At 41.5% G+C, this 16,263-nt stretch carries 14 protein-coding genes; 11 read left to right on the top strand and 3 right to left on the bottom strand.

The window, feature by feature from the left end; genetic code table 11:
* Window positions 1–119 precede the first annotated feature (119 nt).
* The 4 genes from dndE (at window position 120) to MICAI_RS10340 (ending at window position 3,838) form a co-directional block, all read left to right on the top strand.
* A complete protein-coding gene (gene dndE, locus MICAI_RS10325) occupies window positions 120–518 on the top strand; it encodes a DNA sulfur modification protein DndE (protein WP_004160206.1) in 399 nt (132 codons plus the stop codon).
* Window positions 519–624: 106 nt separating this feature from the next.
* Window positions 625–2,136, top strand: coding sequence for a cupin domain-containing protein (locus MICAI_RS10330; RefSeq protein WP_008201336.1), 1,512 nt, complete (start codon window positions 625–627; stop codon window positions 2,134–2,136).
* A 26-nt stretch (window positions 2,137–2,162) separates the two neighbouring features.
* Window positions 2,163–2,924 (top strand): class I SAM-dependent methyltransferase, encoded by a 762-nt coding sequence (locus MICAI_RS10335; RefSeq protein WP_008201339.1) that lies wholly within the window; start codon window positions 2,163–2,165, stop codon window positions 2,922–2,924.
* A complete protein-coding gene (locus MICAI_RS10340; RefSeq protein WP_008201341.1) occupies window positions 2,921–3,838 on the top strand; it encodes a TauD/TfdA dioxygenase family protein in 918 nt (305 codons plus the stop codon). The genes MICAI_RS10335 and MICAI_RS10340 overlap by 4 nt, the downstream gene beginning before the upstream one ends.
* A 94-nt stretch (window positions 3,839–3,932) precedes the next feature.
* Here the strand turns inward: MICAI_RS10340 and MICAI_RS10345 are convergent, their stop codons facing one another.
* The gene (locus MICAI_RS10345; RefSeq protein ID WP_008201344.1) at window positions 3,933–5,447 is read right to left on the bottom strand and encodes a SagB/ThcOx family dehydrogenase; all 1,515 of its coding nucleotides are present in this window, start codon (window positions 5,445–5,447) and stop codon (window positions 3,933–3,935) included.
* 125 nt (window positions 5,448–5,572) lie between these two features.
* On the opposite strand from MICAI_RS10345, the gene MICAI_RS10350 reads away from it, so the two are divergent.
* The 7 genes from MICAI_RS10350 (at window position 5,573) to MICAI_RS10375 (ending at window position 11,831) form a co-directional block, all read left to right on the top strand.
* The gene (locus MICAI_RS10350) at window positions 5,573–6,856 is read left to right on the top strand and encodes a flotillin family protein (RefSeq protein ID WP_008201346.1); all 1,284 of its coding nucleotides are present in this window, start codon (window positions 5,573–5,575) and stop codon (window positions 6,854–6,856) included.
* 153 nt (window positions 6,857–7,009) lie between these two features.
* Window positions 7,010–7,387 (top strand): phosphomannose isomerase type II C-terminal cupin domain, encoded by a 378-nt coding sequence (locus MICAI_RS10355; protein WP_008201348.1) that lies wholly within the window; start codon window positions 7,010–7,012, stop codon window positions 7,385–7,387.
* Between the two features lie 48 nt (window positions 7,388–7,435).
* Window positions 7,436–7,987, top strand: coding sequence for a bifunctional adenosylcobinamide kinase/adenosylcobinamide-phosphate guanylyltransferase (cobU, locus tag MICAI_RS10360; protein ID WP_008201352.1), 552 nt, complete (start codon window positions 7,436–7,438; stop codon window positions 7,985–7,987).
* 5 nt (window positions 7,988–7,992) lie between these two features.
* Window positions 7,993–8,787 carry a class I SAM-dependent methyltransferase gene (locus MICAI_RS10365; RefSeq protein ID WP_008201354.1) on the top strand — a complete coding sequence of 265 codons (795 nt, stop codon included), beginning with the start codon at window positions 7,993–7,995 and terminating at the stop codon, window positions 8,785–8,787.
* A 9-nt stretch (window positions 8,788–8,796) separates the two neighbouring features.
* The gene (leuD, locus tag MICAI_RS10370) at window positions 8,797–9,387 is read left to right on the top strand and encodes a 3-isopropylmalate dehydratase small subunit (protein WP_008201356.1); all 591 of its coding nucleotides are present in this window, start codon (window positions 8,797–8,799) and stop codon (window positions 9,385–9,387) included.
* Between the two features lie 101 nt (window positions 9,388–9,488).
* Complete coding sequence (locus MICAI_RS26410) at window positions 9,489–9,665, top strand: hypothetical protein (RefSeq protein WP_002737666.1); 177 nt, start codon at window positions 9,489–9,491, stop codon at window positions 9,663–9,665.
* A gap of 93 nt (window positions 9,666–9,758) precedes the next feature.
* Entirely contained in the window at window positions 9,759–11,831 is a 2,073-nt protein-coding gene (locus tag MICAI_RS10375; RefSeq protein ID WP_008201358.1) for an AAA family ATPase, read from the top strand.
* Between the two features lie 29 nt (window positions 11,832–11,860).
* Here the strand turns inward: MICAI_RS10375 and MICAI_RS10380 are convergent, their stop codons facing one another.
* Window positions 11,861–14,098: an FUSC family protein gene (locus MICAI_RS10380; RefSeq protein WP_008201361.1), complete on the bottom strand. Its 2,238-nt coding sequence runs from the start codon at window positions 14,096–14,098 to the stop codon at window positions 11,861–11,863.
* Between the two features lie 241 nt (window positions 14,099–14,339).
* The gene (locus MICAI_RS10385; protein ID WP_008201364.1) at window positions 14,340–15,785 is read right to left on the bottom strand and encodes a hypothetical protein; all 1,446 of its coding nucleotides are present in this window, start codon (window positions 15,783–15,785) and stop codon (window positions 14,340–14,342) included.
* Between the last annotated feature and the right edge of the window lie 478 nt (window positions 15,786–16,263).

The raw sequence follows: 16,263 nt of genomic DNA on the forward strand, positions 1-16,263 counted from the left end.
GAACCTAGAAGAGCCACCAGAAGAGCCAAAAAACTCCCTACTTCCCACTATCCTATTAAACAGGATTGAGAATGACTAACTATTTTATCATCAGTCAGATCGAGGTAAAATTATAAATTATGGAATCACCGATCGAACGTTTTAGACTATCTCAAACCGCCAAAGATAGCCTAATAAAATTAAAACGCTACACCAAAATTGACCAATGGAATATCCTCTGTCGTTGGGCTTTTTGTCGTTCCCTTGCCGAACCGAGTCTCCCCTCTCCCGTTCCCATTCCTGCCGATAGCAATGTAGAATTATCTTGGAAAGTATTCGGGGGAGAAATGGCCGATATTTTCCTAATTGCCCTCAAACAACGTTGTCATCAAGACGGATTAGGAACCGATAAAGAAACCCTAACTCAACAATTTCGCTTACATTTACATCGCGGTATCGGTTATCTTGCTGGGGATACCAAGCTAAAAAAAATTGATAATTTGATCGAATTAGAGAGAGAAAATCTCAGAGAATCTTAACCAAGAATGATCTGTTTTCAGGGGGAGCGCATCTCAAACGCTATTGACAATTGGCCAATTTTGTGATGGTATTTAAAAGAGGGCGGCTATCGGGGGATGAGAAAAAATGGAAAATTTAATCGAGGAAGCACTAAGCCATCGAGCGATTAATCATCCGTATTTACTGGCTTTAGAAAAAGGAGAATTTCAACATACTGATGAGGTTCTCAAAGACTTTGCCAGTCAATACGGAGCTTATAGTGACTGGTTTTCCCGTTATTTAACAGCAGTAATATCAAAGCTAGAAAATCCCACTCATCGAAATCATCTGCTGGAGAACTTAGCTGAAGAAAACGGACATCTACACCATGAAGATCTCGAAGCAATCCGTAAATTAGGTATTAAGGACGAGTGGGTACAGGAAATTCCTCACCCACAGTTATTCAAGCGTTTTCAAGAAGCGATGGGAGTAGATAGCAGGCAACCGCCTTGTGTTGAAGTGGAAATCTGGCGTGAATCATTCTTATCGCTGCTCCAGAATGGAAGCTCACTCCAAGCTATTGGAGCCATAGGTTTAGGGACTGAATCTGTTGTTAAATTTATCTACAAACACATTATTGAAGCGATTAAAAACCATACATCATTATCCTTGCAGCAATATGTATTTTTTCCTTTACACACAGAAGTGGAGGATGAACACAGCTTAACTTTAGTTGAAATTGCTAAGGAATTAGCCAGTGAAGGCGAACAGGCTGTTCTGGAATTACGGAAAGGAATGTTAAAAGCCTTAGATCTACGTGCTGCTTACTGGGACAATATGTATGAACGTGCGTTGGCGCTAGATAAATCTTTGACATCATCAGACATACCCAAGATTGTTACGCTTTTCACTAAAATGATTAAAAGCAAAAAGCTGTCTAATCAGGAACAGGAACTTTTATTGCATCAAATCAATGATGTGCGTATTGGATTGACGCAAGACTTATCTACTGTTCCAGTGGAAAAACTACTACCCGGATTGAGTTCACTTTTGCTATACGGGATGCAAAGGGAAAAGCACAAGGAAGAAGTTCTGAACTTGTTAAATTGGCTTGAAAATCCATCTGATGAATGCCAATGTTCTCAAACAATATTAAGGCTTGCTTCACAACTTTATCATGATTTTCAAACAGTGCGACTGGGAGCCTTGACCGAAAAAATTAATCAACAAAAAAGCTTGACTCATGTGCAAGAAGGTAAAGAGCTTATTTCAACAATTAGCGCCAGCAACTTAGAAGCTTTATACAACAATCAGGTTGATAAACTCAATATTGATTTTAACGTATTTCGCCTACCGTTTGCTCTAGAAGTTTTAGATGCACGCCTAGTCATAGTCAAGCCAGGAAAGGCGAATGAAATGCACCGACACGCACATGAAACCGTATTTGTATTTCTTCAGGGTCAAGGAAAAGTTATTGTTGATCAATACGAAAACGAAGTCGAACCGGGTACTTTTGCTGTTATTCCCCGTTGGTGTGTGCATCAATCTGTGAACTTAGGAGAAGAAGAGCTAATTTTTCTGGCGATAGCTGATTTTGGATTAACTGGTAAAAGTTTTATGGGTAATTACTTACACAGTGCTAGACTAAAACAAAATTAGTGCAAATTTTATCCCGTTAGATAGGTATGAAAGCAACACAAGAAACCAAAAAACTTTACGACGAAAGCGCAGGAGACTGGAAACGAGTAGAACCGATTTTGCTTTCTGATTACTCCGCTCGTCCGTTTGTCATTGATTTATGTGAACCGATTGTCAATAAGAAAATATTAGATCTAGGCTGTGGGGAAGGTTATGTAGGAAGAGAGTTAATTAACCGAGGCGCTCAATATGTTCATGGGATTGATATTTCATCACAAATGATCGAGCAGGCCTTGATTCAAAAAAACGAGCATCAGATTATTAATGTTTCCTATGAAACTGCTGATATTCGTGATTTTGGGGTAACTGAGTCCGAACAATACGATTTAGTTCTGGCTATGTTCCTGTTCAACTACTTAAATGTTTCAGAAACTATTAGCACGATGCAGAAAGCCTACCAACTTTTGAAATTCGGTGGATATTTCCTGTTCGCCGTCCCCCATCCCTCTTTACCTTTTCTGAAAAAAGATAAGTTTCCGTTTTATTTTAAACCGAAAGCTGGCTATTTTTCCGGACGCAATCAATTATTCCCCGGTGAGATTTGGCGCAGAGATAGAAAAGCCGTCGCCGTGCAATGTGTTCATAAAACTATGGAAGATTACTTCACATCTCTTCGTTTAGCAGCCTTCACAAAAATGCCAGAAGTTTATGAACTAAAAATTAATCAGGAACATTTAGAACTAGACCCAGAATTTTTTACTCCGCTCATTGACCTTCCCCTTCACGTTGCTTTCAAAATTCAAAAATGATTAGACCAATTTTTGATCCTAATATTTCATTACTGACTTGGAAAAAATTGCCCGATCCTTCTCAACTATTTTTTAGTTTACCCAAATCATTAGTCTTGGATTTACTGAAAACAAGCAATCACAAATGGCTTGAAAAACCCAACGAAATAGGACAGGAAACAGTCAATAAAAATCTTGACTTTTTCCTGCCGTTTCGTGAGAAATTGCTCCTAGAATCCGGAATAGTTATTTTCCGATTAGAACCCGCATTAACAGAAACAGAAATGCGGTTAATTTATGCTTTTATTTCTCGCATTTTTGGACGACTAAACCACCGCTATGGCTATTTTTTTGATGTAATCGATCGAGGAATGGATTACACTAAAGAAGCTATACCCGTTTCGATGACGAATGCAGAAACTGGCTATCATACTGATAGTACAGCCAAAAACTACTTCCCTGATCTTGTTGGCTTACTGTGTCTTGCTGCCGCGGATGAGGGAGGAGATTCCCTTGTAGTAAACGCCGCCAATTTATATCAATATTTCTGGCAACACCATACAGACCTAGTTCCCTATCTTTACGAACCTTTGGCGCGCGATGTGATTACACCTGGAGAGATTAATTCTCAAGAAGCTATTCAAAAGAATAATTTCCCCTTATTCTCAACAGATTCTCGGGGTCTGGTTTTTCGTTATATGCGGTACTGGATTGAAGTCGCTTACTCCAAACTGGAAATAGCGCAACCGGAAGCTATCACAAAAACACTCGACATCATCGACGACTTTTTTTCAAAACCAGAAAATATAGTCCGCTTCAAAATGAAAAAAGGTGATATATTTTACATTAATAATCGCTTTTTATGCCACAATAGAACCGCTTTTAAAAATTCAGGAAAACCCCGACAGATGGTCCGTAGTTGGATTAACCTTTAAACAAAATACGTCCAAGGGAGAAAGTGAACCGGTCAAGGTACAGAGTACGATGACCTCAACTTCCTTGTCACCCCTTCAGTGGTTCAAACTCACCCTAAAAAACCTTCGGTCGGCCTAAAGTAGTGATATAGATAACTGCTTCATCGGAGGGAATGCCTAACACTTCATTCACTTGATCATCAAAAAAACCACCGATACCACTAACCCCTAACCCCAGATGAATAGCTGCTAAATTTAATCTCTGTCCCAAATGGCCCGCATCTGCATGAAGATAACGATAAACTCGATCGCCATATTTAGCCACTGCTTTTGACAGATCCGCCGTATGAAAAACCACAGCAGCCGCATCCCGTCCCAAATCCTGACCTAAACAGAGATAATGTAACTCTTGCCGGAAATTTTTAAAGCGAATTTGCCGCAATTCTTGGGCTTTAGGAGCATAATAATAACAGCCTTCCTCTAATCCAGTTACTGCCGAAACAGCGATAAAAGTTTCCAATAAATCCAGAGCAAAATAATCGGGATTGGGATCGAGATTTTGACTGGCATAATCTTGGGGTTGATAGGTAAAATGCAGCAGCGCTCGCAATTCGTCTAAACTGAGACTAGCACCACTATAAGCGCGGGTAGATCTGCGTTTAAGCATCGTACTTTCCAGATCTATTACATCTTCCCCCCAATTGACAGGACGGGATGTCACGGAAACTTTTAGACAAAAAGGAAAATTATATTTATCTTCCCAATTAGACGGAGTAACGGCTGCTTCTATCTTCTCATCTGTAGCTATGATAGTGGCTCGCTGTAGGGAGCTTAATAATTCTCCCTCGGGAATTTCGGGATAAACAGTCGTGGTTGCCGAAGGTAGTGCCGTGGTACTAGGGGGGAGATTTTGCTGGATATTGAGCAGATCTGCCAAAGGAATCACCGTCATGACACTTTCCTTCTCGGAATCAAGATAAAGCAATTCATTCATCTGACTATCGTTAAAACCACCGATTAAATGGGCGCGATAGTCATTAATCGAGGCTGATAGCTCAATATTGCCCAATAAATGCCCTGTATCGAGGAAAATACGCCGATAAGCTCGATCTTCGTAGCGCCAAGCGGATCGATAAAAAATGGCACTGGTAACTAAAGCGATATCGGTATTTTCTAAAACAGGATTCCAGAAACAAGCAGATTGTAGGTTGGTCCAGACATCACTTTCCCAGAATAAAAGCAGCGAGTGACTTTGACCTTGGTAACTGTAGAGACCGGCGGGTAAAAATTCCGTGCCACGGGAGATCAGATAGACCTCGGCGGGGTATAATCCACCAGCAGAGGGTGCGGAACGTAGGTACAAGGGACTGCCCATAGTGGCGATTTTGGCAGTTAAACCATAGCTACAGCCCAAAATTCGCGATATACGTCGCCAAAAGTCTCCTTTTTGGGGAACTGTTTGACGGGAGAGGTAGGGTTTGAGATCGAAAGTCTGACCGATTTTGTATTCTTTAAAGGGATAGGGTTGTTGACTCCAATCAAGACCTTTACTTTTTGAGGCGATCGTCTGGGGGTCGTATTTGGTCCGCTCGTGGTAGTATTGGGCGATCGAGATTGGCTGATCTGGCATGATAAAGATAGGCTGTCTAAGCTTTACTTTTTAGTGTAATATCGATGACCCCCAAAAAATCAACCAGCCAGAGAGTCGATCAGCTAAAAGTAAAGATAATTACAAATTTCACCCACATAAAATCTATGGAAATTATCGCTGTTTTACTGGGAGTTTTCGGTTTAGGGACAGGTGCGGGTTTATTAGTCATCCGTAACTATTACCATATCTGTCAACCGAGCGAAGTTTTAATTTTTGCCGGTAGTCGTCGTCCCACGGCCACGGGCAAAACCATCGGTTATCGTTTGGTAAAAGGGGGCAGCAGTATTCGTTTACCTATGCTAGAACAAGTGTATCGAATGGACCTGACCAACATGATCATCGATCTCAGGGTGGTTAATGCCTATTCTAAGGGCGGTGTGCCGTTAATCGTCACCGGGGTGGCAAATATTAAAATTGCCGGGGAAGAACCGATTATTCATAATGCGATCGAGCGTTTATTGGGCAAGAAACGCAAGGAAATCGAACAATTAGCTAAAGAAACCCTGGAGGGCAATTTGCGCGGTGTCTTGGCGAATTTAACCCCAGAACAAGCGAACTCCGATCAGATCGCTTTCGCTAAAAGTCTCCTGGAAGAAGCGGAACAGGATCTAGAAAAATTGGGTTTAGTTTTGGATAGTTTGCAGATCCAGAATATCTCCGATGAGGTGCGTTATCTCGATTCGATCGGACGGAAGCAAAAAGCTGAATTACAGAGAGATGCCCGGATAGCAGAAGCAAAAGCCAGAAAAACATCGATTATCAAGGCTTCCGAGAATCAACGCTTAACCGCTTTGCGTCGTATCCAAAAAGATTTAGAAATAGCCAAAGCTGACGCAGAAAAACGGGTGCGCGACACTCAAACTAAGCGCGGCGCCATGATTGCTGAGGTAGAATCGGTGGTTATGTCCGATTTGGCTAAAGTACAGGCCGAAGTGGCGGTACAAAACGCCCGAATTAAGCAGGTGAAACAGCAATTACAAGCAGATGTGATCGCTCCTGCGGCAGCAGAATGTCAACAAGCGATCGCAAAAGCCCGGGGGGAAGCGGCCAAAATTATCGAACAGGGGAAAGCGCAAGCGGAAGGAACCAAAAAACTGGCGGCCTCTTGGCAAGGAGCGGGAAATAACGCTAAAAACATCTTTTTATATCAAAAACTGGAGTTATTACTTAAATTAATGGCCGCTAGTGTGCCAGAAGTGCAGGTGCAAACGGTGACGGTGGTGAACGGAGGTGATGGTAATCTTGTCCCGAAAATGACTGCCTTTGCCGAACAATTGCGTCAAGCTACCGGGGTGGATCTGGTACAAATGGCTAATCGCATAGCACAAACCGAGCCATCTGTCAAGGGCAAAGAGACAAATTTTGATTTTAAAAAATTGCCCTCTTGAATCAGTTATCAGTGATCAGTTATCAGTTATCAGTAGGAGGATAGAGTATTAAGTGAGCAGTATTAAATGGCAGTAAAAGTCCTGTCTGTTCACTGATTACTGATTACTGATTATTGTCCACTAGAATGTTAATCAAGTTTGGAGACCACCGCCATGGATGACTTAATTAATGATCCCTCCCCTTCTCCCCAAGACATAGAAATGACGCGGACTCCCCCCTGGGGAACGGTGACGGTATTGGAGGAAGGTCCGCGGTATCGCATCAATCGCATTGTCATTAAACCCGGCCATCACATGAGTAGCCAAATGCACTACCATCGCAGTGAACACTGGATTGTCGTCTCCGGTACAGCGCGGGTAATCTGTGATGAAAAAGAAACTCTCCTCAAACAAAAAGAATCTACATACGTTCCTATGAATACCCGTCATCGGTTGGAAAACCCCGGTTCTATTCCTCTGGTGATGATTGAGGTGCAAAATGGCGAATATTTGGGAGATGATGATATTCACCGTTTTGATGATGCAGAATAGGACAGTTTTCTCCCGTATATACTTTAGTTATTTGCCAAAATCTCGATCGTGGATGAAAAAATTATCCTAGTTACAGGGGCTGCCCGTTCTGGGAAAAGTGAATGGGCCGAATATTTAGCCAAAATCAGCCAAAAACCCGTTATTTATATCGCCACCTCCTCGGTGGATGAAAAAGATCAAGAATGGTGCGATCGCATTGAAAGACACCGGCAGCGACGTTCCCCCCAATGGCAAACCCAAGAAATTCCCCGACAATTAAGCGAAACTATTGATAATAGCCCATTTACTCACTGTTTATTGATCGATTCCCTCGGTACTTGGGTAGCCAATTGTTTAGAAATGTCGGCAGCTGAATGGTTAGAAATTAGCGATCGATTCTTGTCTTCCCTCAAAAACGCGGCCGTTGATGTTATTCTGGTAGCGGAAGAAACCGGTTGGGGTGTGGTTCCCGCTTATCCCCTCGGTCGTCTGTTTCGCGATCGTTTAGGCGATCTCTGTCGTAGAATTGGCACAATAGCAGACGCGGTTTATCTAGTTACCGGCGGCCATGCTCTTAATTTAAGTCAATTGGGTCAGTCTTTGTCGATAATTGGGCAATAGAGAAGATGAGCAACGATTATCAGCGTCAAGTGATTGATTTTTATGCCCTTCGTCACGATTACGATAACGATTTTACGCAAGCTCGCGCCCTTAAATTAGTAAATTATCTCTATTTACAAAAAAGCCAATCTGTGCTAGACGTGGCAACGGGAACGGGATTTATTGCGGTCGCAATTGCCCCAAAAGTAAAAAGTGTCATCGGGGTTGATTTGACGCCAGAAATGATTGCCAGAGCCGAAAAAAAGCTAGAAGCATTAAATATCGAGAATATTGACCTAATTAACGCCGATATAGCTGCCATTGACTTTGCCGAGTCTAGTTTCGATCTGATTACCTGTTCTCTGGCGATTGCACTTTTCCCCGATATCCCGCAAGTGCTGGCAAAATGGTATCAATGGTTAAAAAAAGGCGGTTCGGTCGCTTTTTCCTGTAATAATTTAGAATCCCACTTCCTACCCTTGATCAGTGGTGTTTGTCGCGAAACCTATGGTTTTGAGTTGCCTAATCTGCATACTCCCATCGCCACCCCGGAAAAATGCCATCAATTGCTGGAAAATGCGGGATTTACCAATATATCGGTCAATGTCGAACAACTAGGTCGATATTTGCCCCTAGAAACCGCCAAAAACTTCTGGTATGGGCAGTATTTTTATCCTCAGCATAACCCTTTTGACCGCCTATCGGCTGCCGAAATTGCGACTCTAGTGAACAATTATCGCCGAGAAATCGAGAAAAATGCCACCGATCAGGGGGTATGGCAAGATGCAACCACCTTTTTTATCACTGCTAGTAAAAGTTAGAAAAAGATCATGAGTCAAGTTAAAACCATCTCCGGACGAGCTTTACCCTTGCGAGGCAACGATATTGACACCGATCGCATTATTCCGGCTCGTTTTTTGCGTTGTATCACCTTTGAAGGTTTAGGCGAACAAGTGTTCGCTGATGATCGAGCGGCTTTACAGGGGAGTCATCCTTTCGATCTACCCCAGTACCAAGGAGCGAAAATTCTGGTAGTCAATGGTAATTTTGGTTGTGGCTCTTCTCGGGAACACGCACCGCAAGCGATTTTACGTTGGGGAATACAAGCAATTATCGGGGAAAGTTTCGCCGAAATATTTTTTGGCAATTGTATCGCTAATGGGGTTCCCTGTGTCACTGCCGAGGCTAAAACCATCAACCATTTACAGGATTTAATTGCAGCTAATCCCGAAATTCCCGTCGATCTTTCCTTGACAACCATGACAGTGGAATGGGGGGATTTTGTCGCTACCGTCTCTATGAATGAAGGTTCCCGACAGATGTTAATAGAAGGGGGTTGGGATACCTGCGGACAGCTGTTACAAAATCTCGATCTGATTCAATCTACCGCGCAAAAGTTACCCTATTTAAGTTTTGTCTAGGAAAACAATCTAGGCTGAGGGTGCGTTAGTAATAGATTAACGTACCCCGGCAGGAATTTTGTTGGAAATGCAGCATCTGTAAATATTAAAAAATCTGCCCTATGACTAATCCTGATAATAATCTCCAAAATATCCAAGAACCGATTTTAAACGCTCCCGAAGATGTGAGAAAAATCATCGATAGAGTTTTAAAATTGGAAAGAGATAAGTTATACCAGCGCAATCCTCGTAATATCAATGATGATGTTTTAACGATTATTAAAGAAGTAATTCAATAATCAGTTATCAGTTATCAGTTATCAGTTATCAGTTATCAGTTATCAGTTATCGGTTTACTGAAAAAACTTCCCCATCATCCCCTCCATATAAATATGAAACTACTATCAATAAAGTTATGTAATTTTCGACAATTTTATGGTAAGACTCCTGAGATACATTTAGCGGCGAGTTCTCGCAATACGACGGTAATTTATGGCAATAATGGGGCAGGAAAAACAACAATTTTAAATGCTTGTACCTGGGTTCTTTATGAAAAATTTACAGCAGCTTTTGCCGAACCAGAGTTATTAGTTAATAAACGGGCAATTACCGAAGTAACAACGGGAACCTCCATAGAATGTTCCGCAGAAGTAAACTTTGAACATGAAAATAAACGCTATCAGGTAAAACGAAAATTTTTCGCCTACCAAGATGTAAATAGTAAAATTAAATACGGTTCAAATAGTTTGTATATGCTCTACGCTGGTGATGATGGCAATTGGTACACACCCAATCAACCAGCGGAGGATATTATTAATCAAATTTTACCCGAAAGTTTACACCGTTATTTCTTTTTTGATGGCGAATATATCGATCATCAATTCCGCAGTAGTAGCCAAGGTAAAATCGCCGAGGATACAAAGGAATTATTGGGAGTTAAAGTATTAGATCGAGCGATCGAGCATTTAAAAAAAGCCAAAAAATCTTTACAAGATGATCTTAAAGATTTAGGTGAATCGGATTTAAAAAAGTTATTAAAACAGGAAAGTAAAATTGAGCAGGATTTCGAGAAATTAAAACAGCGTCAGCAGGATATTATTAACCAGTTATCCCAGCAGGAAGAGTTAAAAAAGGCCGTGACTAATCGCTTACTAGATTTAAGTGGTGCCGAGGAATTAAAACAGTTAAAAGAAAAATTAGAACAACAGGAAAGAAATCTGCGGCAAGATTTAGTCAGAACTAAAGATAAATTAAAGAAATTAATTTCTCAGCAAGCTTATCAAGTCTTTTTAAAAGGAATTAATCAAAATTTTCAGCAATTAATCGATCGCCTACGACAACAGGGGGAATTACCCAGTGGTATCAAACAGCAATTTGTCCAACAATTATTAGAGCGGAAAAAATGTATTTGTGGCCAGGAATTACAGGAAAATAGCCAAGCTTATTTACAGGTGGAAGACTGGATGAATAAAGCAGGAATGGCCGATGTGGAAGAAGCAGCCATTCGCTTATCTTCCACAGTCAAAGAAATGGATAAAAAAGTCTTAGATTTTTGGCAAGAAGTGGATAATTATCAAGCTAATATTCACCAATGGCGCTTAGAATTATCTTTGGTAGAATCAGAATTAGATGAAGTGCGGGATAAATTTCGCCATTATCCCGATGAAGATATTAAAAATCTGCAATCTCGCTTAGATGCGATCGAGGATTCCCTAAAAGATTTACGCTTGGAACAAGGCAGCAATAAAAATCAACTAGATATGTATGAAAAAGAGTTAGAATCCCTGCAAAAACAGGTACAGAAACAGCAACAAAAAGAGGAAAAATATAATTTAGGACAACGACGTATTTTAGTGACTCAAGAGGCAATTAATCGCATTAGTGAGGTAAGAAAAAGATTAGAAAATCAGTTTCGTTTGTCCTTAGAAAAACGGGTACAGGAAATCTTTAGCTCAATTTCTTTTACTCCCTATATTCCCCGTATTAGTCCCGATTACGAGGTAAGACTATTAGAAAATACCACAGGATTTGCCATTCCCGTGGCAGCTTCTACCGGAGAAAATCAGATTCTTAGTTTATCTTTTATCGGGGGAATTATCGATCGAGTGCGAGAATGGAGTCAGAAAAATACTTTAATGGGAATTGATAGCAGCACTTTTCCTCTGGTGATGGATTCCCCTTTTGGTAGTCTTGATCATATCTATCGTCGGCAAGTTGCGATCGCGATTCCTAAATTAGCCAATCAGTTAATTGTTTTAGTGACAAAAACTCAATGGAGAGGAGAAGTAGAAACCGAGATTTCTCCCTATATTGGTAAAGAATATGTGTTAGTTTATAATTCTCCGAAAGCAGATTGTCAAGAGGACTTAATTAATCTTCATGGGGTTGATTATTCTCTGGTGAAACGCAGTCCTAATAATTTTGAATATACAGAAATTATCGAAGTTAATCGATTTTCCTCCTGACTACTAAATTCTGTTGTTATAACTAAATTTTAACTTCTAATAAAACGATCAATTGCTGTATTCATTGTCCCAACACGACGGTATAATTCCACAAGTTCCGTGGTGACAATATTATAATCCCCTAAATATTTATGGAGATTAGTTCCTTCTTTTTGATGGGCAATTTCTACTAACCTTTCCTCTCGCAATTCTTGCAAATGATCGAGGATGTTTTCTAAAGTATCTTCGAGGGGAGGTAAGGGAAGAGGAGGATTATTTGTTTGCAAAGCTTCGGTTAATTGCGTCAAAGTTTCGGTTATTTGTTGCGTGAACAGACTGAGATTAGGATGGGGAGGACTACCGCGATATTGTTCCAATTCCGTCAATAAAACTGTCACCCCGCGACCAAAACGAGGAATATAATTACTTAAAGTGATTGCCGGTTCCATTTGGGGAAAGACTGTGCTAGGATCATCAATTAATCTTTGTAGGGCCGTTTGCATCGTTGTATTTGCTCGTCGAGCTTTATCGCGATAGGAAGATAAAATTGCAGTTTGATAGGATGATTCTCCTAAATAAACTGCCATAACTGACTGAAAAAATATTTGATTAGCTTCTAATGCTTTAATGGCAGCGAGGGAAAAACGTTCATCTTCATTAAACCGCAAAAAACCGAAGGAAAGGACAAAGGCCAAAGCACTACCGATTAAAGTATAAATTATTCTGATATACTCTAAATTAATACCGTCATTGCTGGCATCCAGACGACTGATGATTAAAGCAAAAATTGTGATAAAAAATACTGCCAAACTATAGTGAAATCGTACCAAAGCTAAAGCGATCGCTATAGAAATCACCCCAATAATTTCTAACCAGATCGGATTATCGATAATTGGCAACAGTGCCAAAACAAAAAACGAGCCTAAAATTGTGCCAAACACCCGATTAAAAAAGCGTTGAAAAGTCAGGCTAAAATCTGGTTTTAACACAATAACTAAGGTTAAACCAATCCAAAAACTATGGGTAATTCCTAGCTTATTGTAAATCAAGACTCCTAGCGCACTTCCCAAACCCAAGCGTAAACCATGGCGAAATAGGGGCGATTCTAGATTAAAATTAGATTTTAAGGGTTCCCACCAAGCTTTTTCTTGGCTGTACTCTTTTTCTATCCCTTCAAAGTTCCGCTGCCAGGGATTTTTTTTATCGGAAAAGTCCTCGCTTTGCCGCAAATGTTGCGCTGTTTCACTGGCTATTTTTAGCTGTTTAAATAATTTTTTTAAACGATTATTTAATTGCGAAATTGCCACATAACTGCTATAATCATCCTGGGCATTTTCTAAAACTTTAGCTTGCAGGTTTTTTTGTTGCTCGATCGCCTTGAGTAATAGCTGCAAACGCTCACAATCCGGTCGTTTATTTCTACCCAAAATTAACCTGGCAATATCTTCGCAAATTTCCGCCACTTGCACGAGAATATCTTCTAATAAAATAGCCACCGTGGTCAGTTGTGGCAAGGGATGAAGATGAAGCAATTCTCGCAGCGCGATTAAGCTGGTATTAATGCGATCGCTATCTTCAATCAAGACAATTAACAATTCCCGCAGCTCACTCTTTCCCCAACGTCCCCGACGCGTCAAGGTGACAGTTTTCCTAGAACGGAGCAACAGTTGCCGGATTTTATCAAAATATGGCTCCTCATCAGCATTAGAACGAGAGTGTAAAGGCAAGGAGCGGAGATAGGTGGCGATACCCTGAAAATTTTCTGCCGTTACCTGACGTAAAGGCTGATTAGGGCGAAAAGGCCAGATAAACAGTGCTAAAAAAATTGTCCATCCCCCTCCCAACACAACGATTCCGGCCCGTTGTAAAGCGACGATAATATCCCCCGATGGTAGAGAAACAGCAAAAAGCAGCAATAAACTGATTACTAACCCAGCTAACGCCCCATTTTCCCCGTAAACTGTCAAATAACCCGCTAGAAACAACCCGCAAAAAACTATCACCACGGTCAATCCTAGCCAAGCACTGGCTAATGTGCCGATAATCAAAGCTAGAGCCATCCCGACAGTCGTAGCCACCAGGGTTTTCGCTCTCAGGCAGTAAAGTCCCCCCGCATCGGCTAAAATCAAGATTTGAGCCGCTAAACCGACCATTAACCCCAATTTTGACTGATCTAACATATCACCGATAATAATCGGTACCGCGAGCGCCAATAAAGTCCGAATCCCCCGCTCGATCTCGATATCGCCACTAGGACGCAATAAAAAAGCAAATCGCTGAAGTAGCATATAGCACTTATCTTAATTGTCAGGTATGAGGTTTTCGTTTTGGGGAGTCATACTAAATCCCGTGAGTATAAGTTACATATCTGGAAAGGCACTCCTGTAAAAGAGGGAATAGATAATCACTCTTTAATAACCGGATTTAGTATCAGTATTCTCCGAGTCACCTGATTAGGTAACGATTTCTTTCCCGTCTCCTTTCTCCTGTCTCCTGTCTCCTGACTCCTAACTCCTTAATTCTGCCCTATTAGGGCAGCCAACGGGGTTTAAAACCGGCGTTGAGTTCTTGAGGTAAAATTTTCGGGGTGCTATTGGGACTGAATTGATCCGGGAGTGGTAATAACCAGAGACGACCATCGGCAATGCTCGACCCCTCCCCAGTGACTAGATCATTTCCGACTCCAAAGGGTATGGTTACTAACTGATCAAATAATAAGGCCACGCCATCGGGAGACATACTCATCTGCACGTCACGATAATTAGGTAAGGCCAGCAGGGGGATCATTTTACCCGTTTCTAGGTCAATAATCCCTAAAAATGGTTCTTCTTTCACCTTGCCATCGCTGCCCATAACCAGATCGCTTTTCAGACAGTAAAGGGTTTTTTCCTGTCGCGGTTCAAATTCACAGCTAATAATCGGATTAGCTGTTCTTAGCAGTAGTCTTGACTCTCCCTGATCATTGAGTAAAAATAGCGATCGCTGATTATCCGGTTCTGATTTTACCATTAGTTTTTGGCGACCATCCCGGGAAAAAGCGAGGATTTTCTCGTAGGTAGGCAAAAATTGTGGTTTTCCTCCTTGGACATCCAAAGGAATCACCGCTACCCCTCCCGTTTGACTGACAACCGCTTTTTTCCCGTCGGGAGATAGTAAAAAATTATCCCCTTGTATTCCTAACGGTCGCGATTGTCCATCATCCCTGATTACCCATAAACTGGCATCCCCCGGATTCCCATGATTGATTCTCTGCACAATTAGGGTTTTGCCGTTATCTGAGAGATCAAAGCGCAGATTTTGATAGGTTTTCGCATCTAAAAACCTTTCTATACGACCACTGGCCAAATTTTGACTATTTTCGTCATGATTTAACCCCGTGGTAATTGTGTAAAGTTGCTGTTTTGGGGTATCTCGTCCTAAGTCAGAGCGATCGAAGGCCGAGAATAAAATTCTATCCCCCCTCGGATAGATTTGAAAATCCGTGACCACCAGATCCCCGGGGGTAAGGATGGTTTTTTTCAGTTCTGTGACGTTATTTGCCCCCTGAATGATATTACAGACAATTAAACGGCCTCTTTCCTCTTGGTTGACTCCAATATAGGCAAAAGCTCGATCGTGGCTGTAAAATTCGCCGATAAAGTCCTCTCCTTGGGCAATGGGTAACTTTATCTGATATTTTTTGCCGTAGATTGGCAATTCCGTCAAAGTATAAGTCAAGCGATCGCCAGACCAGCTAATTTTACCCGGTAAGGGAGGATCGATCACCAAGCTGGTTTCCACCTCCGAACGGTCAATCGGTCGATTAAAACTTAAAGTAAAATAATTGTCCCTAACGCCGATTTTTCGTCCTTGCCAGCTAAAATTCTCCCCTCGCGTAGGAACTTGATTTCCCTGGATCAAAATCGACGATATCGCCGCAATTAAAGCCAAAATAGTCGCTAACACTAAGCGATCGAACCAAGCTAATCTTTTCATCAGTTATCAGTTATCAGTTATCAGTTATCAAGAGTCAGTCAGGAGTCAGTCAGGAGTCAGTCAGGAGGCAATAGGCAATAGGCAATAGGCAATAGGCAATAGGCAATAGGCAATAGGCAATAGGCAATAGGCAATAGGCAATAGGCAATAGGCAATAGGCAGCTTTATTCTCCCCACACCCCACACCCCACACCCTACACCCTACACCCCACACCCTACACCCCACACCCCACTTTCTCATCAGCTTTAGTAATGATTGTCATCGGTTTTTTCAATCGAATAAATAAAAACGCCCCCAAAAAGGAAGCGTTTTTTAACTTATCATGAGGACTTAGCAAAATGTGTGCAGAGTTAGAATGCGGATGTTGGATGGGGATCCAGCATCTGTTTATTTTTAACCACCGATCGCCGGTGTCGTCAAGGCCATAGGGATGGCATTACCGGAAGCTAAATCGAGGGGGAAGTTTTGACATCCTCA

Origin of the sequence: Microcystis sp. T1-4, from assembly GCF_000297435.1 — a bacterium.
Taxonomy (GTDB): domain Bacteria; phylum Cyanobacteriota; class Cyanobacteriia; order Cyanobacteriales; family Microcystaceae; genus Microcystis.

Excerpts from the sequence above, each read along its gene's own strand:
- dndE (WP_004160206.1), top strand. The coding sequence starts at position 120 with ATGGAATCACCGATCGAACGTTTTAGACTATCTCAAACCGCCAAAGAT.
- MICAI_RS10330 (WP_008201336.1), top strand. The coding sequence starts at position 625 with ATGGAAAATTTAATCGAGGAAGCACTAAGCCATCGAGCGATTAATCAT.
- MICAI_RS10335 (WP_008201339.1), top strand. The coding sequence starts at position 2,163 with ATGAAAGCAACACAAGAAACCAAAAAACTTTACGACGAAAGCGCAGGA.
- MICAI_RS10340 (WP_008201341.1), top strand. The coding sequence starts at position 2,921 with ATGATTAGACCAATTTTTGATCCTAATATTTCATTACTGACTTGGAAA.
- MICAI_RS10345 (WP_008201344.1), bottom strand. The coding sequence starts at position 5,447 with ATGCCAGATCAGCCAATCTCGATCGCCCAATACTACCACGAGCGGACC.
- MICAI_RS10350 (WP_008201346.1), top strand. The coding sequence starts at position 5,573 with ATGGAAATTATCGCTGTTTTACTGGGAGTTTTCGGTTTAGGGACAGGT.
- MICAI_RS10355 (WP_008201348.1), top strand. The coding sequence starts at position 7,010 with ATGGATGACTTAATTAATGATCCCTCCCCTTCTCCCCAAGACATAGAA.
- MICAI_RS10365 (WP_008201354.1), top strand. The coding sequence starts at position 7,993 with ATGAGCAACGATTATCAGCGTCAAGTGATTGATTTTTATGCCCTTCGT.
- leuD (WP_008201356.1), top strand. The coding sequence starts at position 8,797 with ATGAGTCAAGTTAAAACCATCTCCGGACGAGCTTTACCCTTGCGAGGC.
- MICAI_RS26410 (WP_002737666.1), top strand. The coding sequence starts at position 9,489 with ATGACTAATCCTGATAATAATCTCCAAAATATCCAAGAACCGATTTTA.
- MICAI_RS10375 (WP_008201358.1), top strand. The coding sequence starts at position 9,759 with ATGAAACTACTATCAATAAAGTTATGTAATTTTCGACAATTTTATGGT.
- MICAI_RS10380 (WP_008201361.1), bottom strand. The coding sequence starts at position 14,098 with ATGCTACTTCAGCGATTTGCTTTTTTATTGCGTCCTAGTGGCGATATC.
- MICAI_RS10385 (WP_008201364.1), bottom strand. The coding sequence starts at position 15,785 with ATGAAAAGATTAGCTTGGTTCGATCGCTTAGTGTTAGCGACTATTTTG.